This is a genomic window from Roseivirga misakiensis (genome assembly GCF_001747105.1).
Classification (GTDB): Bacteria; Bacteroidota; Bacteroidia; order Cytophagales; family Cyclobacteriaceae; genus Roseivirga; species Roseivirga misakiensis.
Window position 1 is genome coordinate 797,386 of the sequence record NZ_MDGQ01000005.1, and the last position, 22,090, is coordinate 819,475.

Genomic DNA, 22,090 nt, shown 5'->3' on the forward strand with positions numbered 1-22,090 from the left:
TTATTGATTTCCTCCTTGGTCGCCTTCGCCCTCTTCATTTTCAGTAGGAGGTTCTTCCATACTGATCCAAACCTCTACCAGTTGATTCTTTCTGACGACTTCACCCATCGGTGGTAGCTGTTTGTAAACTACTGGTTCGGGGACAGTGTCATTCGGGATATAGTTAATTTCGAAGTTCGAAAAACCGAAGCCTTCGACCTGGAACTTTACTTCTTCCAATGTTTTGCTCAGAAAATCCGGAATAGGAAAGGTCTCAATGCCCACCCCGTTACCGATTATCAAATCGATCGTTGATCCTTTGTAGAGCATACTACCAGGCTCAATTTCTTCACCTTCGAGTTCCTGTTTTATTACGGCATTTTCTCTTAAATCTGGCACATAAGTAATTTCTCCTCTTTTTAGCCCATTGCTGATTAGAATGTCTTCGGCATTCAATAAATCTGTATTGATCAGGTTAGGCATTCTTATCTGTGGCGGTACATTAGCATTGAGCGTCAAATAAATCTTTCTGTTCTCCTTTACTTTGGAGCCACCTTTTGGGTTTTGACTAAGAATAGTTTCTGGATCGAATCTTTCCGAATAGCCAGAATCAACGACAACCTCGTATCTCAGGTCGCGGTTGGTCAAAAGTTCATCAATATTATCGAAAGAAGTACCGACCAAATCAGGTACAGTGATCGTCTCGTTGTGATTTGTGGTGGCTGGCAGGTAAACGTAAAAAAAGAACAGTAACAGGACTGTAAAAATACCTGCCATAATACCGATGTTTTTGAGGAAACGAAAAATGGTAAAAGGCTTGTTGCTCATCTTCAGTAAATGTAACGGTTGCAAAGACTTTTCATTTTATGCAACGCGATAAGATATTTAACAAAGATAGTTAATCGAATAGATAGTAAAATGGAATCGACATTAAGTCATTGAAAAAACAACTCAACCCTGTCATACCGATCTTATGGGCTAAGCTTCGGCCACGTTGATTGCCTCAACGCCAGTGATTTCAGGAATATCTCTTTTGAGTGCCTCCTCTACACCAGCCTTCATGGTCATTGGTGACATAGGGCAAGTGCCACAGGCACCTTCAAGCTCTAATTTCACGACTAAATCATCGGTGATTTCTAATACCCTGACATTACCTCCATCTGCAATAAGAAAAGGTCTAATCTTATCAAGTGCTGCTTCTACTCTGTCCAACATATCATTAAACTTTTAATTCCACCTTCTTCGTTTCCGCTTTCTCGGCGTTTCGGATCGCTACCCTTTGGGCTGTCGCTTCAGCTACTTGCATAAAGGCATCGGAAGTTGGTCCTTCTTGCATAATAGCAGGATAACCAATGTCGCCACCTTCACGAATTCCTTGTACCAATGGTATTTCCCCTAAAAATGGCACATCATGCTTTTGGGCTAGTTTTTTGCCCCCGTCTTTCCCAAAGATATGATACTTATTATCAGGTAGTTCTTCTGGTGTAAAGTACGCCATATTTTCTACCACCCCAAGAATTGGCACATTGATTTGTTGTTGCATGAACATATTTAAGCCCTTTTGAGCATCTGCCAGTGCAACTTTTTGTGGGGTTGTTACTAACACCACACCAGTCACAGGTACGGTTTGTACAAGCGTAAGGTGGATGTCACTAGTGCCAGGAGGCAAATCAATGAATAGGTAATCTAATTCTCCCCATTCTGTGTCGCCGATAAACTGTTTTAAGGCACTACTGGCCATTGGTCCACGCCAAACCACCGCATTTTCAGCAGGGGTCAGGAAACCAATGGAAATTAACTTGATACCGTATTGTTCTATGGGGATGATTAAGTTCTTTTCTCCTTCTTTTCTTATACCTGGTTGTTCGTGCTCGCAGTTGAACATTGTGGGCATGGATGGACCAAATATATCTGCATCGATTATGCCGACTTTAGCTCCTTGACGCGCTAAGGCTACCGCTAAGTTGGCAGTTACCGTAGATTTACCGACGCCACCTTTACCAGAGGCGACAGCGATAATATTTTTGACACCTGGCAAAAGCGGCGTGTTATCTCTTGTGGTAGTTACATGTGAACTCATGAGAATGTCCACTTCCACATCACTACCAATGTGTTCCTCGATCGCTTTTAGGCAGTCATTCTTGATGACTTCTTTTAAGGGGCAAGCTGGAGTGGTCAGCATTACAGTAAATGATAGCTTATTGCCTTCAATCTCAATGTCTTGAATCATATTCAAGGTCACCAAGTCCTTTTTAATGTCAGGATCATCTACGTGTCTTAAGGCATTTAAAACGCTGGTATTAGTCAACTCCATCTCTTATTCAATTTCAGATGCAAATAAAGTGCATACGATTTACTTTTCATTAACAGTCTCGTAAGATTATAGTTCAAGAAAAGTGAATCCAATCGCTATATTTGAAATTCAGAATGGCCATCAACGACGCTACCATACAAGACATTAAGAACCGCATCGATATCGTTGATGTAATAGGTGATTTTGTAAGCCTTAAAAAGGTTGGAGGTAACTATCGTGCACTAAGCCCATTTACGAACGAAAAAACACCTTCTTTCTACGTTTCTCCCTCTAAAGAAATCTTTAAATGCTTCTCTACTGGTAAAGGTGGCGATGCCATTTCTTTTGTAATGGAGGTTGAGGGTATCAACTATATTGAGGCGCTTAAATACTTGGCACAAAAGTATGGTATAGAGATTCAGGAAGAAGAAATGACTGATGAGCAGATTGCTGCTCAAAATGAGCGCGATAGTCTATTCATAGTCCTCAATTTTGCAAACGAGTACTTCAAAGATATTCTGCACAATCACGAAGAAGGTAAGTCAATTGGACTGAGCTACTTTAAAGAGCGAGGGTTTACCGAATCAACCATAGACAAGTTCGATTTAGGATACACGCTTGATACTTGGGATGGTTTGCTCAAAGCGGCCACTGCTAAAGGGCATACCGAAGCCATGCTCGAAAAGGCGGGTCTTATTCTAAAGCCAGAAGCCAATAAAGTCTATGATCGCTTTAGGGGTAGAGTTGTATTTCCGATTCATAATGTAGCGGGTAAGGTCATCGCATTTGGTGCTAGAACGCTGCGCAAGGATAAGAAACAGCCAAAATACATCAACTCGCCAGAAACGGAAGTTTACCACAAGAGTAATATCCTTTATGGCCTTTTTCAGGCAAGAAAAGCCATAAGAAACGCTGATACTTGCTTTTTAGTGGAAGGTTATACGGATGTTATTTCTATGCATCAGGCGGGAGTAGAAAACGTGGTCTCTTCCAGCGGTACTTCATTGACAAAGGAGCAAATCCAACTGATTAATCGCTATACGCGCAATATCACGGTGTTGTATGATGGTGACAGCGCAGGTATAAAGGCATCGTTTCGCGGGATCGATATGATTCTGGAGAATGATCTAGACGTTAGGGCAGTTGTTTTCCCGGAAGGAGAGGACCCTGATAGTTATTCCAGATCAATGAGTTCCGAGGTCTTTCAGCAATACTTGGAAGATAACGCGCAAGATTTTATCACTTTCAAAACCAACATTCTTACGGATGGTGGAAAACAGGTAGACCCTGTTAAGAAGGTCCAGATTATTCGTGAGGTTATTGAAAGCATATCCTTAATTCCAGATGGTATTAAGCGATCAGTTTATATACAGAGTTGTGCTAGTCAGCTTGATATTGAAGAACAAGTTTTAATTAGTGAGCTCAATAAAATTCTTATTCAAAAGCAGCGGAAAGATCGTCAAGCACAGAATAGGAATGAGCTGCAGGTAGAGACAGCTGAACCAGTACCTACTACACCGCCTAAAAAGGAGGAATTAAAGCATACTTCTTATCATGTTGAAAGGGAATGTCTCAGGTTACTTGTCAATTATGGAAATGAAGCCTATGACGATGAAATGTCGGTGGCGGACTTCATTCTTCAAGAAACCGAATCCATCACGTTCGAAGATGAAATGATCGAGAAGACTTTCAACCACGCTGCAGAGATTGTAAGTCGAGGAGATAAATTAGCCCCAGATCAATTTATAGGTCCTAACGACCCTGCCATGAGTAAACTTGTGATCGACCTACTGGAAATGAAGTATTTCGTGAGTGAAGGTTGGGAAAAAAGACACAGGATTGGCGTGGTACATGAGTCTGAAGACCTGCCAGAAGCTGCCTATAAAATGGTCTTGAGATTGAAGAAAAAGAAGCTGGAAAAGCTCATCGGTCAAACAGATGAGTCATTAAAAAAGCCTTCAAGCGAGCAAGAACAAGAAGAGTTGATAAAAATGTATATGCATTTAAAAACGCTTTTAATGGAGGTAGATGCTGAGCTCGGGACGGTAATTCCTCGTTGATTTTGACACACTCTTTTACTTGTTACCTTTGCAACGCAAAATCGCAGATATGTCTGAAGAAATTCAATTAGATTCAATAGAAGATGCCATTGAAGCCATTAAGAATGGAGAAGTTATCATTGTCGTAGACGATGAAAACAGAGAGAATGAGGGTGATTTTATTTGTGCAGCTGAAAAGGTAACACCAGAGATCATCAATTTCATGGCTACTCACGGTCGAGGGCTAATTTGTGCGTCTATTATGGAAGATAGATGTAACGAGCTCGGTCTTGAGCTAATGGTTAGGAATAACTCTGCTGCCTATGAAACACCATTTACTGTTTCTGTGGATTTGATTGGTCATGGTTGTACTACCGGTATTTCTGCCTCTGATAGATCCAAAACTATTCAAGCGTTAATCAACCCTGAAACGCGACCTGAGGAATTAGGTAAACCAGGACATATTTTTCCGTTGAGAGCTAAGCGTGGAGGCGTACTGAGAAGAACTGGGCATACTGAAGCTGCGGTCGACTTTGCGAGACTGGCTGGTCTTAAGACGGGTGGCGTACTGGTGGAAATCATGAATGAAGATGGTTCCATGGCACGGCTACCAGATTTAAAGTTAGTTGCCGATCGTTTTAACCTCAAACTCGTTTCGATCGAGGATTTAATCTCTTATAGATTAGAGAATGAAAGTTTAGTTGAAAAAGACCTAGGAATTGAATTACCAACAGATTACGGTGACTTTCATTTACAATCTTACAAGCAAATCAACACAGGAGAAGTACATTTAGCAGTAGTAAAGGGGACTTGGGAGCCCGATGAGCCTATTCTTGTAAGAGTCCACTCTTCTAGCACTCTTGGTGATATCTTCGGGTTTAAATTCGATGCCGGTAATCCAATAAAGTACGCGATGCAAATGATTGAAGATGAAGGCAAAGGTGTTGTCCTTTATATGAATCAAAACGCGCGTGGTCAACGACTTTTGCATGAGATGAAGACATTGCAGCAAGTGGGTATTACTGATGAGCCGCTCAACAGGAAATTCGGTGTCAAAATGGATGAGAAAGATTATGGTGTTGGGGCGCAGATTTTGAGAGATTTGGGCGTGTCTAAATTGAGATTAATCTCTAACAATCCGCAAAAACGTGTAGGGATCATTGGGTACGGTTTGGAGATCGTAGATTACGTACCGCTCAAAAGAGATAAATAGCTGTTCTCAACAGAAATTGATTCTTCGTGTATTTACTGTAACTATTTGACTAATAATCGTTTGATTTAGTGAACCTTCTGGTTCGTTCTTAGTTCTAACTTAAAATTGAACGGTGTGAAGAGGTTAGCTATTATTTTCGTGTTTATAGCCTTATTTCTTGAGGGTAATGCCCAAGATAATCAGGCAGTATTAGAGCAAATGTTGAATGACGCGGATGTCAAAAAGAGAGAAGGCATCTATGGGCATCCAAGCCAGGTTTGGCATGAAGGTGAAATATTCTTGAAGGATGGGGAAAGAATTACTGGAAGAATTAAATATGATTTGACAGCTGATGCTGTTCATTTTGACTTAAAAGGGGCTACTAGAACGTTTGTTGCCAACCAAATACAACAATTCTTCTTTTTTCAAGAGGCGAATAAAACAAAAAGATATTTTATCACGCTTCCTTTTGCAGAGCGAGGCAATTATAAGCGACCGAAACTTTTCGAGATTTTCTATTCTGGTGACGTGAGCTTGTTAGCGAGGGAGGAAGCTATCTTTTCCAATTGGTCAATCAGGGACCCCGAAGGAGTAGGTGGTGTACGGCCTGTTCGTACCGCGGGTAGTAGAACCAACTATGACTTTTTTTTGATCGACAAAAAAGGGGAAGTACAGATGATCGGGAAAGGAGTGAAGAAAGTCGTCAGGTCGTTTAAAGGCCACCATAAACAGTTAAGAACCTTTATAAAGAGTAATAAGCTCGATGTTAAAAATGCATGGGGAATGATTAATCTAGTCGAATATTACAACACCTTAGAATAAATCTTCTTTCAAAAAATCTATCTACCTCAATACCTGTTGGTTTAGTCGTTTGGCCTACTTTTCAAGTTTTAATGATGCTATCTTTAAAACATTTGAAATAGTTGTCGTTTATTTAGTGCGATGAGAATTTTTATTGTCAGTTTACTGTTTGTTTCATGCTTTCATTTAAGCATTGCGCAGCGAGAACAATTTGAGTTTCCAAGCCAAGTATGGCATGAGGGGAGTGTTACACTCGTGGATGGCACCAAACTCGATGGGAATGTCAAGTATGATTTAAGTGCTGATTTAATCCAGGTCATAGTAGACCAAAAGACTTTAACGTATGGGGCTAACCAAATACGCCAATTCGATATTTTCCAAAAAGATATAGCGTTAAAGCGATTATTCTTCTCAATTCCATTTACCACAGAAACAGGCTACAGAAGGCCAAAGCTTTTTGAGGTACTCGTAGATGCTAGAACAAGTCTTATTGCGCGCGAATTTATAGCCTTATCCACAAGAACCATAGATAATCCGTATTACCGATGGGGAGCACGAAGATTTAACCCAATAGGGGGTAGAAGTGTACAAGTGCGGTATTTAGATTATAAATTTTATCTGGTTGATAGTAGTAATGGTAAAATGGAGTTATTAGGCTCGAGTAAAAAGGAGGTAATCAGTGCTTTCCGAAATAAACAGAATGAGATTCGCAGGTATATCAAAGATAAAAAGCTTAAGGTGGATCAAGTTGAGGATATTATTGAGATCGTTAGATACTATAATCAAATTCAAGGCACTTAGTTTAGACCAAATTTTCCAATAAATTTTTCGTAAGTCTTCTAGTACACAACCTGAATGTTTCGAACTTAGGGAACTCAATTATTGCACTATGTCCAAGCCACTAATTCTTGTATCAAACGACGACGGTATTACTTCTCACGGCATTCGAGTGCTGGTAGAAGTGATGGCTGAAATTGGAGAGGTCGTTGTTGTCGCACCCGATAGTCCACAATCTGGAATGGGACACGCCATTACGATCGGGGAACCTTTAAGGCTTTATAAAACAAGGCTATTCAAGGATTTGGATGTCATCTCTTACAAGTGCTCTGGAACTCCAGCAGACTGCGTCAAACTCGCCAAACACCATGTATTAAAAGATCGTACGCCCGATTTGGTGGTTAGTGGAGTTAATCATGGGAGTAACCTTGCCGTGAGTGTTTTATATTCAGGTACCATGTCTGCCGCAATAGAAGGTGCAATAGAAGGATTTCCAGCCATCGGTTTTTCTCTATCGGACTTTGCACAAGACGCTGATTTCTCGCATACGAGAGACTATATCAAACACATTTCTCAACAAGTTCTGGAACATGGTTTAGGAAAGGGGATTGCCCTAAATGTGAATTTTCCACCAAAACAGAATGAGAAAATAAAGGGTATCAAGATTTGCCGACAGGCAAACGCTCATTGGGAAGAAGAGTTTGATCACCGCAAAGATCCTTATGGCAGACCTTACTTTTGGTTAGCTGGAAACTTCGTCAATAATGATAAAGGGGAAGATTCTGATGTATGGGCAGTGGACCACAACTATGTAGCCGTGGTTCCATGCCAGTATGATCTTACCGCGCACCATGCCATCGCTCGTATAAATGAGGAATGGGATTTCTGATCAGATTCCGAAAAATCTAAACTTAATTACTAGTAGCTCAGCAAAAGAGAAAAGCCAGTCTGATTGAATGGCGAAAACTTATCTGGATTAAGAAGAAGGTTGTCATTTGAGAATATAAAGTCAAATGCCAAACCAACCTTGTATTTTCCAAGAATGCTCTTTGAGATACCTATCCGTGCCCAAGGGTGAATAGCGCTAGAATCGAAGTCGAATACCTCCGTAGCCCTTGTTGTTGTGGGTGCGCCATTGTCAATAATTCTTACTCTGGTATTAGTACTACTTGTGCCTGAAATTTGATTGAATACAATTCCAGACTGAGCGAAGACAGATATGTTACCATCTACTAGTAATGCCTTTAGTGAGATAGGAACCCCTAATGAGCTAAACCCGCTATTTATTTCATAGTTATCTACTACTAAGCTTGTTCTAGAAGGGTTATCGGCATTCGTTGTAAATGTGTTTCCAGTGAGATCAACAGTTTGATAATTAAGACCTACTTGCAATGATATTTTCTCAGATAGATTGGGGAATCTGAAGTTGAGAAAACCTCCAATGATCGCATTGGTAGATTTATGATTGGTATCGACTGGTCTGTCCGGTCCACCAGATGCAGAAACGTTTAGCTCTCCATTTCTAATACCGAAATGTATTCCATAATCTACCAAAACAGTCTTCAAGCCATTGTTTTGGTAAGTTTTAGTCGTCCCATTTTTACAGGCGTTATACTTTGTGACTAGGCCTAAAATATTTTTAGTGTTAAAGTTTAGTTCCTTTAAATCTTCTGGTCGGATATCGCAACTCGATAACATGCCATAAACGATGCTTTTCCATTTTTTTCCTTCAGAAACATAGGTTTCTCCTTCACTGACTACCGTTTTTGTCTTTGATACGAGCGGATAGGTTTCGCCATTCTCATTTTGAATCAATAAAGTCTTTCTTTTTCGGTATAGACTGACATTACCAACAGCGATAACTTCTACAAATTCATTATCAACCGCTTGCGATGAATAAGACTTAACACCGTCGATACCATAGCCAAGCACTTCGCTTGGAATGTATTCTTTTACTGCTCCATTTTCTTTGAAATAGGCTTTTTGAAACTGAACATCGCTGGTTCTATATTGAATCTTCCCTTTTAAGGTATCGGCACTTTTGGTTATGATAAAGCCATCTAGCCAATCTTGTGCTTGAATTGATTGCGCGAATAGTATTACGAATAGTAAAGTGAAAAGTCGTTGCATGTGTCTGTTTAGAGTTTATTGATAAATAAAAGTAGCTGATCGATTTAAATCAATTATTGCCTTTCATATAACTACTTAAGAAAACCAGGCAATTCATCGTCGTTTTTAATCAAAAATCTTGCCGCGTCTTGCTCAAGGGCCAACGATTATACCATGAAATGCCAGAGGTTTAACTAACTTATTTCTCTTCCCCTTTTTTGGGCACTGGGTCATAACCATGGCCACCCCAGGGGTGGCATTTACTAAACCTTTTCATACCCATCCAAATTCCTTTTAGAGGTCCCCATTCTTGAATGGCTTCTACAGTGTAAGCCGAACAAGTTGGGTTGAAGCGACAATTTGCTCCTAGGAGTGGCGAAATAGCGTATTGATAAACACGAATAGGGAAAATGAATATAGCCTTTACGACTTTTTTCATTTGAAATCTTTATAAAGCATACTGGCTTGAATGCCATCGTTGTTCTGATACTTACCGTTTTTGTATGTATCAAAATCACCTTCAATGGTATGGTAAAATATCTGGCAAATATCTACGCCTGCGTAAATCCTGATCGGTTGTACACAGAAAATTTCCAGTGTCCAGAATCCGTTAAAGCCAACATCTCCAAAACCTGCCGTCACATGAATAAACAGCCCTAATCTACCTATGGATGATCTTCCCTCAAGCATAGGTACAAACTTGGACGTTTCAGTTTTTTCTACTGTTCTGCCTAAATATAGTTTGCCGGTTTCCAGCAAGAGACCTTCTTCGGGTATGGTCAAAGGCTCAACTGGGTTAGGAGTCTTCATGTCCAATACTGGATTCGAATAAACCATCAACTCATTGTGTAGCTTTAGGTTGTAACTATTCGGATTAAGTTGTGATTCGTTATAAGGCTCAATATTGATGCCTTTTCCCATTTCACGCTTAATTTCTTTTCCAGATAGGATCATAAGTTTAGTCTATTGTGAAGGACATTTCGCCTCCTTTTTCGTCTTTTATTTGAACGCCAACGGCCTTTAAATCATCTCTGATTTTATCTGATAACTCGTAGTTCTTAGCAAACTTGGCTTGTTTTCTCAACTCAATAAGTACCTCAATCACTCCCTTTAGAACTTTGCCATCTTGAGCGTCGTCATTTTCATTTTGCAGCCCAAGTACTTCTGAAATTATACCTTTAAACAGCTCAATAGCTTCTTCGAAAGTAGTTTTATCGATTTGAGCTAACTCCGACGGGTTTTGGTAGAAAATATTGATTTTCGAACTCACATCGAAAAGTGAAGCGATCGCTTTTGCGGTATTGAAGTCGTCGCTCAAATCCATCATCGCTTTTTCGACACCTCCTTTTAAGGCGTCACTTTTAGCTTTATCGATAGCACCAGTTCCAGGCTCAGCCAGTTTGTCAATCAAACTTACGCTAGCCATTAATCTCTTATAACCCTTTTCTGCTGCTTGAAGTGCCTCGTTTGAAAAGTCTAGCGTGCTTGCGTAGTGGCTCATGAGCATAAAGAACCTAACCGTCATGGCGCTATAGCCTCTTTCTAATAATTTGTGATTACCCGTTAATAGTTCTTCTGGAGTAAAGCCATTTCCCTCACTTTTGGCCATTTTTCGTCCATTAACGGTGAGCATATTACCATGAATCCAGTATTTCGCACCGCCGTGATTATTGCAGCCCTTGTTTTGGGCAATTTCTGCTTCGTGATGAGGGAACTTTAAATCCATACCACCACCGTGGATATCGAAATCTTGGCCTAGGTATTTGGTACTCATGGCAGAGCATTCTAAGTGCCATCCAGGAAAACCTTCGCCCCACGGAGAAGGCCATTTCATTAAGTGGCCACCCTCGGCCTTTTTCCATAGTGCAAAATCTAAGGAATTTTTCTTCTGATCCTGTCCCGCTAACTCACGCGTATTAGAGATCATTTCCTCTACATTTCTACCTGAAAGCTCGCCATAAGGATGATCCTCGTTATATTTTTTGACATCGAAGTAAACCGAACCGTCAACTTCATAGCCATAACCATTCTCAATAATTTGTTGAATGAATGCAATTTGCTCTACAATGTGCCCCGTCGCTGTGGGTTCAATTGAAGGAGGGAGGATGTTGAAAAGTTGCATCACATCATGGAAACCATTGGTGTACTTTTGTACCACTTCCATAGGCTCCAACTGGTCTAACCTGGCTTTTTTCGCAATTTTATCCTCTCCTTCGTCAGCGTCGCCAACTAAGTGGCCTACGTCCGTAATGTTCCTTACGTAGCGCACTTTATAGCCCAGAAACGTTAAGTAGCGAAATACAATGTCGAACGATAGGAAAGTTCTAACATTGCCTAAATGTACATCGCTATAAACAGTTGGCCCACATACGTACATGCCCACTTTACCTTCTGAAAGTGGCGTAAACAACTCTTTCTGACTGGTTAATGTGTTCTGAACATTGATGGGATACTGTTTGTAAAGACTCATTTGAGTTTGTTATTGATGTAGGCTAAAAATTCATTCTTTGTTTGTTCTTCTTTGAATTTGCCGCTGTACTCGACTGTTACAGTGGAAGAAGATTGGTCCGATGCACCTCTCGAGCTAACACACATGTGCTCAGCGTCAATATAGACCGCAACATCTTCAGTATCGAGGGCCGTCTTCAACTCGTTCAAAATTTGAATAGCCAGTCTTTCTTGGACTTGAGGTCTTCTTGAAAAGTAGTCTACAATTCTGTTAATCTTTGATAGGCCGATCACTTTATCAGTAGGAATGTAAGCGACGTGTGCCTTTCCAACTATTGGTAAGAAATGGTGCTCACAATTGGAGTAAAGTGTAATGTCTTTTTCGACAAGCATTTCAGCGTACTGATACTTATTTTCAAAAGTCGACATCGAGGGTTTGTTCTTCTCGTTCAAGCCTTTAAAAAGGTCGTTAACAAACAGTTTTGCTACGCGTTTTGGGGTGCCTTTCAAACTGTCATCCGTTAGGTCTAAACCTAAGGTGTGCATGATCTTTTCAAAGTATCCTTGAATTTGCTCGATCTTTTCATCGTCAGAAAGATCGAAAGCGTCTGATCGTAAGGGTGTTGCAATCGAACTCATGATATGGGCATCGCCCATTTCTTCTAGTTCTCTCAAAACTTCTTCCGACGTTTTATTGGTTTTATCACTCATTTAAGCGGAGTTCTTTTTGTCTTGTACTTCTACTCGCGGGGAGCAGAAAAGTTTGGCAAAGGTACTATTAATTGATGTACCATAAAATCACTATACGGAAGAAATAATCGGCTTATACCAATCAATCATTGGTCATTTCTATACGCTTAGCCTTGGGCTTGTCTGGTAACTGAATTTGCGATGGTTTTCCTTCTTCGAATGCGTTTAGTTGTAACAACCAAAGTCCGATACCAGCGGTTCCCTGCATCAATCCAGTTTGGGCGGCAATTTCATCAGGGCTTCTTCTGTTTTCGGCATGAATCCACTTTAAAATGCCTTCTGAATTATCGGCAGCAGCAAGTATATTCTGGGTTAGTTTCTTGGCAAATGAAAGGTAATCTTCATTTCCTGTGATTTCATAAAGCCAAAGATAATGTTCCGCTACACCACTATCACCACAGCATTTACCGACATTGTTCCAATAACCTGGCGTCCTTTTCTCATCTATTTCTAGTGCTATTACACCATTTGCAGCGTTATTAATAAGGTCGAGCCACTGATTTTCTCCTGTAATTTCATAAAGTGCATAATATAATCGAGTAGTGCCGGCTGGCCCATGACACCAACTTAGGTAATACAGGTCTTCACCTCCAGGTAAATGATGTGCAACAAGCCCCTCGTCATTGGTAGACTTAGCGAGCCAGTTTCCTGCTGCTTTCGCAGCGACCAGATAATCTTCATTTCCTGTTCTTTCAAACATTTCAGCCAAGTAATAGGCTACGCCTGCAGTACCATGAGAGAAATTGTCCATATGAATATCCATACCAGGACTCATTTTCCAGCGAAGGCCGTCTTCAGATACCGTTGATTGCTCCAAAAGTTGATTTGCCACTAGAACGGAAAGGATATCGGCTTTTTTAATATTATACTCATCGGCTACTTTATTGAGGTACAGACCAATGCCTGCAGCGCCATAAACTATATCCGAAGTCATGCCCCAGTGCACTCCATGTACTGTTTTGGTGGCTGAATTGGCTAACATATCTACCGTATTCACTATGGCTTCTTTGTACTTCGGTGCTTTGGTTACTTGATAGATTTCGGAAGCCATATAGCCTATTCCTGCAATACCAGTGTATAGCCCTACTGTGTTGACATTAGGTTTGATGGCGCTCATAGTTTCCAACATATAATTGGCTCCTTTTTCCGCTTTATTTAAATGATCGGTATTCCCAGTGGCATTATAGAGTTCAAGATAGAAAAGGACGATACCTGGAACACCAGAGTAAAGTGAAACATCTATCGGGGAGTTAGCGCTATCAGGCATCATTTTCCAAGAGAGCGTATTTGGTGATTCTTCAATGATGTTTTCGTGTAGGTAGGCCTCTGCGTTAAGGGCTGCTGTTAATAGTGCTGTATTAGTGTTGTTATGCTTCGGGCTTTCGGGTTGGCAACTTAAAAGTATTGCCATCAAAACGAGTAAACTGAGTCGAATTTTCATGTCTGTGGTGTTATTACTTAGGGGAAGATAATCATGACTTCCAGTAACTGGAAGTATTTGAGCCTCGTATTACGGATAGATTTGACAGGCGGCCTTGTTCAATTGTGCCACTTATTTTGAATAAGTACGAGTTTTAATAAAGACTTTTCTCTATACTTGACTATGAACGCTTACAACTTGATAATAGCATTGTCTTGTGTGATCATTTTTTCACACATTTTCAACTTTGTTTCCAAGCGAACTAAGGTACCGAGTGTTATTTTATTGATTCTGCTTGGTGTAGGAATCAAGTTGGTCATGGATTTTTATGAGTACAGTCAAGATGCATTGATATTCAGTACGTTAGAAGTCCTTGGTATAGTCGGTTTAATCATGATTGTACTTGAAGCCGCCATAGATTTGGAGCTCTCTAAGGACAAATGGCCTATTATATGGAAGTCGTTTGTGGTGGCTTTATTGTCGCTCATGGTCTGCGCTTTTTCTATCTCCTTTATTATAAATCAAGTCTTTCAAGAAGACCCCATTATATCCTTGGTTTATGCCATTCCGCTGTCCATTATGAGTAGCGCGATTGTGATTCCAAGCGTAAATGGCCTTTTCGAAGACAAAAAGGAATTCATGATTTACGAAAGCACGTTCTCCGATATTCTGGGGATTATGTTCTTTTATTTCTTGATAGAAAATGTGGGTACAGAGAATACGGGAACGGTGGTCTACAGTATTATCGGAAACATCGTTATCACAATCGTAGTGTCTATTGCGATTAGCTATGCTTTGGTATTGCTTTTTCAGCGACTCGTTGGCGATGTAAAGCTCTTTATGCTAATCGCTGTTTTGATTTTACTATATGCCATTGGTAAGCAATTGCACCTATCTTCATTGGTGATTATACTGGTATTCGGATTGCTTTTAAATAATACCAATCTGTTTTTCTTTGGAAAAATTAAATCGTGGGTAGACTCAAAAATGATCAGCGGTATTTTAAAGGATTTACACTTAGTTACACGTGAATCGGCCTTTGTAGTGCGGACATTTTTCTTTGTGGTCTTTGGTACTACGATCGATTTTAGGGCGCTTTTAAACCTAGAAATTGTAGGCGTAAGTTTGATCATTGTGGCGGTTTTCTATTTGTCAAGGTTCCTTTTACTAAAAGCTTTCTTTATCAAGAAATCCATACTTCCCGAACTATTTATTACTCCTAGGGGCTTAATTACAGTTTTATTGTTCTTTTCTATTCCTGCGCATTTAACCTCCGATACTTTTAATTCAGATATTATCTTGATAACGATTCTTGCCACAAGTATAATTATGACTTGGGGACTTATCCGCTTCAGTGGAACTGAGCCAGAGTTGGCTCCAGAAGAGGTCATTGCTGATGCTTTGGAAAAAGATAATCAGTCGAGTAAGGAGGTTTCTTATTTCGTATCACGAATGAGCGATGAGGCGGAAGAAGCTGCCGATAAGGAGGTGTTAGCCGAGGAAGAAAAGCATGAAGAAGGTGATGAGGAACCCGAAGATCAAGAGCCGAAAAGTTAGTAGGGATCTACATTGATAATTACTTCGGCAGCACTTAACTCTTTCTTTTTGAGGAGTTCTAGCTGTGCTTTTTTAATTACATCTTTCACAGCTTCGATTTTATATTTCTTTTCAATTTTTAGATAAACGTCCATCAAGTATTTATCTCTAATCTTGTTGATTAAAGGTTCTTGCGGACCAAGTACTCTTTTGGCTCCTAAATCTTCTACCAAGATATTTGCGAGATAGCGAGCGGTTTCATTTGTTAGCTTTTTATCTCTGCTCCGCACCAACAAGTTTATCATTCTACTGAAAGGAGGGTAGTTGTATTGCTCGCGTTCAAACATTTCTCCCTGATAAAATCTGAGGAAGTCGTTGTTTTGGATAAGCTTTAAAATTCCTTGTTCGGGGTCACGAGTTTGGATGATTACTTTTCCCTCTACATCTCTTCGTCCAGCTCTACCACTTACTTGAGTTGTTAACTGAAATGCACGTTCGAGTGACCTAAAATCCGGGAAGTGGATCATACGATCGATATCGAAAACACCAACTAAGCTCACGCGATCGAAATCTAATCCTTTGCTCACCATCTGTGTACCAACGAGTATGTCAATGTTACCTTGTTCAAAGTCGTGGATGATGTTTTGGTAAGCATTTTTAGCGCGCGTAGTCTCTAAATCCATCCGCTGAATTCTAGCTTCTGGTAGTATAAGTTTGAGCTCTTCTTCGATCTTTTCTGTACCAATCCCTACGGTATGAATCCGTGTGCCACCGCATGCAGGACAAACCAATGGAACGGCCTCTTTATGGCCGCAATAATGGCAGTTTAACTGGTTCTTATATTGGTGATAAGTGAGACTAACAGCGCATCTAGGGCATTCGGGGATATAGCTACAATCTTCGCAGGTGATGTAATTTGAAAAGCCCCGTCTGTTTTGAAAGATAATCGCTTGCTCTTTTTTCTCCAGTACTTCTTTTAGCGCTTCGATAAGCGTTGAAGAAAACTCGCCAACAGCGGTTTTACGTTTTTTCTCAGACCTGATGTCGGCAATTTCTATTTCTGGAAGTTTGGCTTCATGAAACCTCTTATTCAGCTCTACTAAGCCAAACTTGCCTTGGAGTGCGTTTGTATAAGATTCCAAGGATGGCGTGGCTGATCCTAATAAGGTTTTCCCTTGATGGATATGGGATAAGTAAATGGCTACATCTCTGGCATGGTAGCGAGGTGCAGGATCGAATTGCTTGTAGGAACTTTCATGACTTTCATCGACTATGATTAATCCAAGCCTCGAAAAGGGTAAGAAAATGGCACTTCTCACCCCAACGATGAAATCGAATCGCCCACTGAGTAGCCCTTGCCATACTTCAACACGTTCGTTGTCCGAGAATTTAGAATGATAGACTCCCATTCTGTCACCAAACACTAAGCTGAGTCTGTTGACAATTTGCGCGGTCAAGGCAATCTCAGGAAGCAAGTAAAGTATTTGGTTTCCAGCTTCGAGACCTTCTTGGATGAGATTAATGTATACTTCGGTTTTTCCACTCCCAGTAATACCATGAAGTAACACCGTCGGCTTGCTCGTAAAATGATCTAAGATTTCGTTTTTCGCTGTTTCTTGAGTTGGGGTTAGCTCAATCTCTTTAGAAGGTTGAATAGTGGAGGTTCCAAATCTTGATACAATTTCTTCATAAGCATTAAAAACACCGTTCTTTATTAAGGTATTAAGAGAGGATACTGAAAAGCCTTCATTGGCGAAAATGCTCTTTTCGAGGCCAGTTTCATTCTTTTCAGGCGTTTGGTAAACGGGAATCTCCTGAAGGTATCGAAGCAGAATATTACTTTGCTTCGGCTTTTTTTCTAATCGTTCAAAAAGTTCTTCAAGTCGCTCCTCTTTTTCTACATAATGCTCATTAAGCCTTACTCTTTTTACCTTTTTTGGTTTATATCGCTCTTTTACTTCCTCGTAAATAATGATGAGTTCTTTTTGTACAAGAGACTTAATGTATTTATAGGCACTTTTTAGGCCTATAGCGTCTGCAGCTTCCCGATAGGTGAGAGCTTCATTTTTATCAAGTGTATTAAGCAGTAGCAGTTCTCTTTCGTCTAATGGGAAGTGTGTGTCATTCCAATCCTTTTCTGGATGAAGTTGGATTTTCGACTCACTACTCAGCTTTAAACCTGATGGCAATGCCGCGTTAAGCACTTCTCCATAGGTGCACATGTAGTAACCCGCCATCCATTTCATCAATTGGGTTTGGGCTTCGGTCAGAATGGGTTCACCATCCATTACGTCTAAGATCGGTTTGGCGGCATATACTTCAGGTGCTTTCTGGTGGATATTATCGACTATGCCAGTCACCACTTTTTGTCGACCAAACTGAACGATGACTCTAATTCCAGGCTGCATAAGTTCCACAAATTCTGTGGGTACCCGATAGGTAAATAGTTGAGGGATAGGTATCGGCAAAGCGATATCGGCAAAGTAAATCTCTCCACTGTCTGGAGCATCGATATTTAGTTGTAGTTCACTCAATAGGTTCGTATCCCGTCACTTGAATATGCTGGAATTTAATGATTGAAAAAGTTCTTTCTACGCTCTTTTGTTAACTTTTAATTTGAGCAATTAATTCATCTACCGAATTCACTGGAAGTTGACAAGCCTTGTTATAGCACAAGTAGTATGTAGTCTGTTCTCTAACCTGAGCTCTGTTTTGAAGTAAAGCCAGTTTGGATACTTCCTCCGGTTTTTTAGCCACTAAAATTTTATTGGGAATAAAACTTTTGTTGATCGCGTGCATGGCGGCTTGTGGGTCATCGCTCACAATTGCAATTTCAGCGGTAGGATAGGTCCTTAATGCATAAAGCGAGGCCCAATAAGCTAGGTCCTGGGGAGCCATGGTCACAATTCTATCAATTCGCTGAAGCATGCGGAGCGAAATTTGTGAATAGCGAGGTTCTTCCAGCAGAATTCCGAGTTTGTGAAGGTTTTGTGCCATGCTGGCATTTGATGACGGAATAACGTTGTCAAAAATTTCCTTTTTTCTGGTAATTAATCGTTCCGATTGATCTGAGGTAAAAAAGAATAGCTCTTCTTTCTGATCAAAGAAATTACTTAAAGTGGTTTCAGTCAGCTTTTCCGAGTAGTCGAGCCATTTTACATCAAATGTAACTTCATAAAGGGCAATGAATGCTTCAATAACCGCCGCGTAGTCTTCTAAATAGCCTTCAATGCTCGCTTGACCATTTTTGAAGTTACGTTTCAATAAACCATCGGTGTACACTTGATCGATAATGAATTGGGCGTTTTTCAAGGCCATCCGCAAGAATTTTTCTTCCTCAAAAACAGCGAACGCTTGACAAAGCCCTTTGAGCATCAGCCCATTCCAACCCGTTAATATTTTGTCATCCAGACCTGGCCTTATGCGAGAAGATCTTGCCTGTAAGAGTTTGTGATTAGCCGCCACGACCACGTCTTGGAGTTCATCGACACTCATTTGGTGTTTTTGAGCTATTGATTCTTCGTCTCCCGAGCGATATGGTATATTTTTATTTCCCTCCCAATTACCACCAGTAATGTTATAGTAGTCCGCTATAATTTCGGCATCTGGGCCTAGTATTGTTTGAATTTCATCATCTCGCCAGACATAGAATTTCCCCTCTTCACCCTCGCTATCCGCGTCAAGGGCGGAGTAAAATCCATGCTCAGGGCTGGTCATTTCTCTTTCTAGCCAATCTATGGTTTGATAGACAATGTCTTGATATAATGGTGTTTTAAATTTTTGGAAGGCTTCGCTGTAAAGGGAAACTAATTGACCATTGTCATACAGCATCTTTTCAAAATGCGGTACAAACCAGTCCATGTCTGTTGAATATCTCGTAAAACCACCACCGATTTGATCGTATAATCCGCCCCAGGCCATATGGTTAAGCGTTCGGACTACATGTTCGAGTGACGACTGGTTTTCATTGATTGTTCCTTCCTTAAGTAGAAATCCGTAGGTAACAGGCATAGGGAACTTTGGTGCTCGATTATTTCCTCCTTTGTTTAGGTCAAAATTCTGGGCAAACTTTGAAGCCATTTCACGAAGAGTTTCTTTGGAAAAGCCATTGTCTTGAACTTGGAGGCCATACTTTTCGACTTCACTTTTACCAAGCGTCTGCATAAAACCGGTTGCAGATTTTTCTAGCTCCACCCGTTGGTTTTTAAAAACATCTCCAATTTGATTACAAAGTTTGGCCCATCCTTGTGGAGGGAAATAAGTGCCTCCGTAAAAAGGTCTTTGGTCGGGTAGCAGAAATACATTTAATGGCCAGCCTCCTTGTAAGCCCATCGCATGGACTGCATCCATATAAACTTGATCCACGTCTGGTCGCTCTTCTCGATCTACCTTTATACAAATGAAGTGCTCATTCATAATGGCAGCTATGTCTTCATTTTCAAAGCTTTCCCTTTCCATCACATGGCACCAATGGCAGGCTGAATAGCCAACACTTACAATGATCGGTTTATCTTCTGTTTTGGCAATTGCTAAGGCTTCTTCTGACCATGGGTGCCAATCGACAGGATTATGGGCGTGTTGTAAGAGGTAAGGTGAACTGGCCTCTGAAAGCCTATTCGTAAATCTATGGTTAGCCATTGATGTTGAGTTGGGATTTGACTTTCGCTATTTCTTGTTTCACAGTGAGTTTTGATTGTAAGCCTTCTAATTTCTGTAAAGTGTTTCTCAAGAATTGTTGATGTTTCCCGCTTTTTGGGTTGAAAGCCTTGTGGGAGAGTGCCTTGGCTATACTTTGCCACTCATTGACTAGGTCTTGTGTTTTTTTACTGAAATAAGTTTTTGAAAAGACCTGCCATATGTAGTCAATACCCTGCTCATTGATATGAATTAGGTCTTTTTCATAAAAACGATAATCCCTTAAGTCGTCGAGCATAATTTCGTAAGAGGGGAAATAGTGCACATCTTCAGCCATATCCGAGAGATAATGACAGGCCAATCGCAAAACTGATTTACTAACATTGTTCAGGGCTAATGTCTCTTTTGTGTGGCGCACGGGGCTTACAGTAAGCACTATTTGTAAATCTGGATTTACCGCTTGAAGGTGTTCCTTCATGGTAAAGAAAGCTGGAATGATCTCCTGTACATCTAAAAGCCGTTTGTTGAATTCCTTTCGGGGCATTTTGTGACAGTTGGTCACCAGTAGCTTTCTTTTGGCAATTTCATGCACCCAAGCTGTACCGAATGTTAGAAATAGTACGTCAGCCTTTTTTAAGTCTTGTGCTACTTGGGAAAACTTCGATTCAATGTGCTTTTGTAAACCTATTTTAGATTCATGACTGACCGACGAGTGAAACTTGTAGTTGTAATATTGGCCGTCCCTTTTTAAGTAAGCGTCTTCAAGACCGTCCAATGAACCTAATGCTCCTTCAATAAGTTCGAAAAGCGATAATGGGTTAAATACGGTGCCGAAGGGATTGACATGCACTTTGAATTTGTTAGTAGAAAGCCTATTACCAATTTCATCGGCAAAACAAGACCCCATGGTTAGGATACTATCCGTATGTGTTAGTGATATTGGGTGTCTTATGTCTTCAATTTCGGTGCGAAACATACCTAAAGATAGAGCAAGTTTTTGGCTTGAGTTATTAGTTTTTGTTCTATCGTAGAATCAGTTGGTGGGTTTATGGAAACGATTACGTTTGTTTAATTGAAAAACAAACGTTTGTTATTCTGAATCCCCTGAAATAGAGGTGGTTACATCTCTTTCTCAGTGCAAACGTTTCACTATATATTTAAGACTTTTTTTGTTGTCACAGCCATATCTTAAAACCTTTGAATTGTAAATTTTATTGAAATGAGCATTAAGAAACAATTTTTAAAGACTAAGCCGCAGGCAAACGTGACTTTCCAACTCGGAGCAGAGTCAGCTCCTGAAGCAAGTCAGGTAACATTGGTAGGTGATTTCAACAACTGGGATGAAACTGCTACTGAAATGAAAAAATTAAAGTCTGGAGCGTTTAAGGCGACTGTAAAGCTTGAGACTGGAAAAGAGTATCAGTTCAGATATTTAATCGACGGAAAGGTTTGGGAGAATGATTGGGCGGCTGATAAATACGTTCCTAACAACTTCACTTTCGAAGATAATTCTGTAGTAGCGCTTTAAAGCTATAAAGATCCATAGGTAGTTCTCATTGAGAGCTTAAAGCGGTTGTCGATTGATGGCCGCTTTTCCTTTTTTATACCAAATGGTTCAGCATAAGGCATAAAAAAAGCCGATCGACTGACCGGCTTTAAACCAAGATTTAACCCTAATAACTATTGACTAGATAGTTGTTTTCTTATTCAGAAAGTCTGTAGTATTTCTTACCAGCAAATTCGCTCATGTAATCTGCTTTGTTTACAAGCTTTCTTAATTCGTTATCTTCTGCAGGGTTTCCAGTTGAAACAAGGTTGTTTTCGTTATCGAAGATGCTTACTTGCTCAACTTGTTCTTCCATTTCTAGGTAAATTTCTTCTTCTAGGGTTAGTTCCTCTTCAGCGTAGAACTGCTCAACCTCAGCGATGAGTTGTGCTTCCATCACTGACATCTTAGTGCTGTTTAAATCTTCAGATTTCAAGTTACCAGCTTGAAGTAGTGTAACTGCTGCAAGCAATACAGCGATTAAAGCGCTTACGTTTTTGACTTTCGGGCTTCTGTTGTTTTTGACTATTGGGCTATTCATGATTTTGTTTTTTTAATTATTAAC

General features: G+C 40.3%; 20 protein-coding genes. 7 read left to right on the top strand and 13 right to left on the bottom strand.

What is annotated here, in order from left to right; translation table 11 throughout:
• The 3 genes from BFP71_RS11215 to BFP71_RS11225 form a co-directional block, all read right to left on the bottom strand.
• The gene (locus BFP71_RS11215) at nucleotides 1-807 is read right to left on the bottom strand and encodes a PASTA domain-containing protein (protein WP_069835559.1); all 807 of its coding nucleotides are present in this window, start codon (nucleotides 805-807) and stop codon (nucleotides 1-3) included.
• Nucleotides 808-957: 150 nt separating this feature from the next.
• Nucleotides 958-1,194 (bottom strand): NifU family protein, encoded by a 237-nt coding sequence (locus tag BFP71_RS11220; RefSeq protein WP_069835560.1) that lies wholly within the window; start codon nucleotides 1,192-1,194, stop codon nucleotides 958-960.
• Nucleotides 1,195-1,198: 4 nt separating this feature from the next.
• The gene (locus BFP71_RS11225; RefSeq protein WP_069835561.1) at nucleotides 1,199-2,293 is read right to left on the bottom strand and encodes an Mrp/NBP35 family ATP-binding protein; all 1,095 of its coding nucleotides are present in this window, start codon (nucleotides 2,291-2,293) and stop codon (nucleotides 1,199-1,201) included.
• Between the two features lie 101 nt (nucleotides 2,294-2,394).
• On the opposite strand from BFP71_RS11225, the gene dnaG reads away from it, so the two are divergent.
• The 5 genes from dnaG (at nucleotide 2,395) to surE (ending at nucleotide 7,970) form a co-directional block, all read left to right on the top strand.
• Nucleotides 2,395-4,332 carry a DNA primase gene (gene dnaG / locus BFP71_RS11230; protein WP_317040710.1) on the top strand — a complete coding sequence of 646 codons (1,938 nt, stop codon included), beginning with the start codon at nucleotides 2,395-2,397 and terminating at the stop codon, nucleotides 4,330-4,332.
• A 49-nt stretch (nucleotides 4,333-4,381) separates the two neighbouring features.
• Nucleotides 4,382-5,524, top strand: coding sequence for a 3,4-dihydroxy-2-butanone-4-phosphate synthase (gene ribB / locus BFP71_RS11235; RefSeq protein ID WP_088125004.1), 1,143 nt, complete (start codon nucleotides 4,382-4,384; stop codon nucleotides 5,522-5,524).
• Nucleotides 5,525-5,638: 114 nt separating this feature from the next.
• Nucleotides 5,639-6,325 carry a hypothetical protein gene (locus BFP71_RS11240; RefSeq protein ID WP_141719742.1) on the top strand — a complete coding sequence of 229 codons (687 nt, stop codon included), beginning with the start codon at nucleotides 5,639-5,641 and terminating at the stop codon, nucleotides 6,323-6,325.
• 120 nt (nucleotides 6,326-6,445) lie between these two features.
• A complete protein-coding gene (locus tag BFP71_RS11245) occupies nucleotides 6,446-7,105 on the top strand; it encodes a hypothetical protein (RefSeq protein WP_069835564.1) in 660 nt (219 codons plus the stop codon).
• 88 nt (nucleotides 7,106-7,193) lie between these two features.
• On the top strand, nucleotides 7,194-7,970 hold the full coding sequence (surE, locus tag BFP71_RS11250; protein ID WP_069835565.1) for a 5'/3'-nucleotidase SurE: 777 nt from the start codon (nucleotides 7,194-7,196) through the stop codon (nucleotides 7,968-7,970).
• 29 nt (nucleotides 7,971-7,999) lie between these two features.
• On the opposite strand, the gene BFP71_RS11255 is transcribed toward surE, so the two are convergent.
• The 6 genes from BFP71_RS11255 to BFP71_RS11280 form a co-directional block, all read right to left on the bottom strand.
• Nucleotides 8,000-9,211 (bottom strand): hypothetical protein, encoded by a 1,212-nt coding sequence (locus BFP71_RS11255; RefSeq protein ID WP_069835566.1) that lies wholly within the window; start codon nucleotides 9,209-9,211, stop codon nucleotides 8,000-8,002.
• 178 nt (nucleotides 9,212-9,389) lie between these two features.
• On the bottom strand, nucleotides 9,390-9,629 hold the full coding sequence (yidD, locus tag BFP71_RS11260) for a membrane protein insertion efficiency factor YidD (RefSeq protein WP_069835567.1): 240 nt from the start codon (nucleotides 9,627-9,629) through the stop codon (nucleotides 9,390-9,392).
• Complete coding sequence (gene dcd, locus BFP71_RS11265; protein WP_069835568.1) at nucleotides 9,626-10,144, bottom strand: dCTP deaminase; 519 nt, start codon at nucleotides 10,142-10,144, stop codon at nucleotides 9,626-9,628. The genes yidD and dcd overlap by 4 nt, the downstream gene beginning before the upstream one ends.
• A 4-nt stretch (nucleotides 10,145-10,148) precedes the next feature.
• Entirely contained in the window at nucleotides 10,149-11,660 is a 1,512-nt protein-coding gene (gene cysS / locus BFP71_RS11270; RefSeq protein ID WP_069835569.1) for a cysteine--tRNA ligase, read from the bottom strand.
• Nucleotides 11,657-12,349, bottom strand: a complete 693-nt coding sequence (folE, locus tag BFP71_RS11275) for a GTP cyclohydrolase I FolE (RefSeq protein WP_069835570.1) — start codon at nucleotides 12,347-12,349, stop codon at nucleotides 11,657-11,659. Before folE ends, cysS begins: the two co-directional genes overlap by 4 nt.
• A 121-nt stretch (nucleotides 12,350-12,470) precedes the next feature.
• Complete coding sequence (locus tag BFP71_RS11280; protein WP_069835571.1) at nucleotides 12,471-13,829, bottom strand: lanthionine synthetase LanC family protein; 1,359 nt, start codon at nucleotides 13,827-13,829, stop codon at nucleotides 12,471-12,473.
• Nucleotides 13,830-13,991: 162 nt separating this feature from the next.
• On the opposite strand from BFP71_RS11280, the gene BFP71_RS11285 reads away from it, so the two are divergent.
• Complete coding sequence (locus BFP71_RS11285) at nucleotides 13,992-15,365, top strand: cation:proton antiporter domain-containing protein (RefSeq protein WP_069835572.1); 1,374 nt, start codon at nucleotides 13,992-13,994, stop codon at nucleotides 15,363-15,365.
• Here BFP71_RS11285 and priA read toward each other — a convergent pair.
• The 3 genes from priA to BFP71_RS11300 all read right to left on the bottom strand — a co-directional run bounded on the left by priA (nucleotide 15,362) and on the right by BFP71_RS11300 (nucleotide 20,955).
• The gene (priA, locus tag BFP71_RS11290; protein ID WP_176723355.1) at nucleotides 15,362-17,878 is read right to left on the bottom strand and encodes a replication restart helicase PriA; all 2,517 of its coding nucleotides are present in this window, start codon (nucleotides 17,876-17,878) and stop codon (nucleotides 15,362-15,364) included. The genes BFP71_RS11285 and priA overlap by 4 nt on opposite strands.
• A 70-nt stretch (nucleotides 17,879-17,948) precedes the next feature.
• Entirely contained in the window at nucleotides 17,949-19,982 is a 2,034-nt protein-coding gene (locus BFP71_RS11295; RefSeq protein ID WP_069835573.1) for a thioredoxin domain-containing protein, read from the bottom strand.
• Nucleotides 19,975-20,955 (bottom strand): GSCFA domain-containing protein, encoded by a 981-nt coding sequence (locus BFP71_RS11300; protein ID WP_069835574.1) that lies wholly within the window; start codon nucleotides 20,953-20,955, stop codon nucleotides 19,975-19,977. Before BFP71_RS11300 ends, BFP71_RS11295 begins: the two co-directional genes overlap by 8 nt.
• A 243-nt stretch (nucleotides 20,956-21,198) precedes the next feature.
• On the opposite strand from BFP71_RS11300, the gene BFP71_RS11305 reads away from it, so the two are divergent.
• A complete protein-coding gene (locus tag BFP71_RS11305; protein WP_069835575.1) occupies nucleotides 21,199-21,507 on the top strand; it encodes an isoamylase early set domain-containing protein in 309 nt (102 codons plus the stop codon).
• Between the two features lie 175 nt (nucleotides 21,508-21,682).
• Here the strand turns inward: BFP71_RS11305 and BFP71_RS11310 are convergent, their stop codons facing one another.
• Nucleotides 21,683-22,066 carry a hypothetical protein gene (locus BFP71_RS11310; RefSeq protein ID WP_069835576.1) on the bottom strand — a complete coding sequence of 128 codons (384 nt, stop codon included), beginning with the start codon at nucleotides 22,064-22,066 and terminating at the stop codon, nucleotides 21,683-21,685.
• Nucleotides 22,067-22,090: the final 24 nt, after the last annotated feature.

Bases quoted from the DNA above. Each gene is read 5' to 3' on its own strand.
- BFP71_RS11310 (WP_069835576.1), bottom strand. From the start codon at position 22,066: ATGAATAGCCCAATAGTCAAAAACAACAGAAGCCCGAAAGTCAAAAAC.
- BFP71_RS11220 (WP_069835560.1), bottom strand. From the start codon at position 1,194: ATGTTGGACAGAGTAGAAGCAGCACTTGATAAGATTAGACCTTTTCTT.
- dcd (WP_069835568.1), bottom strand. From the start codon at position 10,144: ATGATCCTATCTGGAAAAGAAATTAAGCGTGAAATGGGAAAAGGCATC.
- yidD (WP_069835567.1), bottom strand. From the start codon at position 9,629: ATGAAAAAAGTCGTAAAGGCTATATTCATTTTCCCTATTCGTGTTTAT.
- BFP71_RS11215 (WP_069835559.1), bottom strand. From the start codon at position 807: ATGAGCAACAAGCCTTTTACCATTTTTCGTTTCCTCAAAAACATCGGT.
- surE (WP_069835565.1), top strand. From the start codon at position 7,194: ATGTCCAAGCCACTAATTCTTGTATCAAACGACGACGGTATTACTTCT.
- cysS (WP_069835569.1), bottom strand. From the start codon at position 11,660: ATGAGTCTTTACAAACAGTATCCCATCAATGTTCAGAACACATTAACC.
- BFP71_RS11285 (WP_069835572.1), top strand. From the start codon at position 13,992: ATGAACGCTTACAACTTGATAATAGCATTGTCTTGTGTGATCATTTTT.
- folE (WP_069835570.1), bottom strand. From the start codon at position 12,349: ATGAGTGATAAAACCAATAAAACGTCGGAAGAAGTTTTGAGAGAACTA.
- ribB (WP_088125004.1), top strand. From the start codon at position 4,382: ATGTCTGAAGAAATTCAATTAGATTCAATAGAAGATGCCATTGAAGCC.
- BFP71_RS11305 (WP_069835575.1), top strand. From the start codon at position 21,199: ATGAGCATTAAGAAACAATTTTTAAAGACTAAGCCGCAGGCAAACGTG.
- BFP71_RS11295 (WP_069835573.1), bottom strand. From the start codon at position 19,982: ATGGCTAACCATAGATTTACGAATAGGCTTTCAGAGGCCAGTTCACCT.
- BFP71_RS11300 (WP_069835574.1), bottom strand. From the start codon at position 20,955: ATGTTTCGCACCGAAATTGAAGACATAAGACACCCAATATCACTAACA.
- BFP71_RS11245 (WP_069835564.1), top strand. From the start codon at position 6,446: ATGAGAATTTTTATTGTCAGTTTACTGTTTGTTTCATGCTTTCATTTA.
- BFP71_RS11255 (WP_069835566.1), bottom strand. From the start codon at position 9,211: ATGCAACGACTTTTCACTTTACTATTCGTAATACTATTCGCGCAATCA.
- BFP71_RS11280 (WP_069835571.1), bottom strand. From the start codon at position 13,829: ATGAAAATTCGACTCAGTTTACTCGTTTTGATGGCAATACTTTTAAGT.
- BFP71_RS11225 (WP_069835561.1), bottom strand. From the start codon at position 2,293: ATGGAGTTGACTAATACCAGCGTTTTAAATGCCTTAAGACACGTAGAT.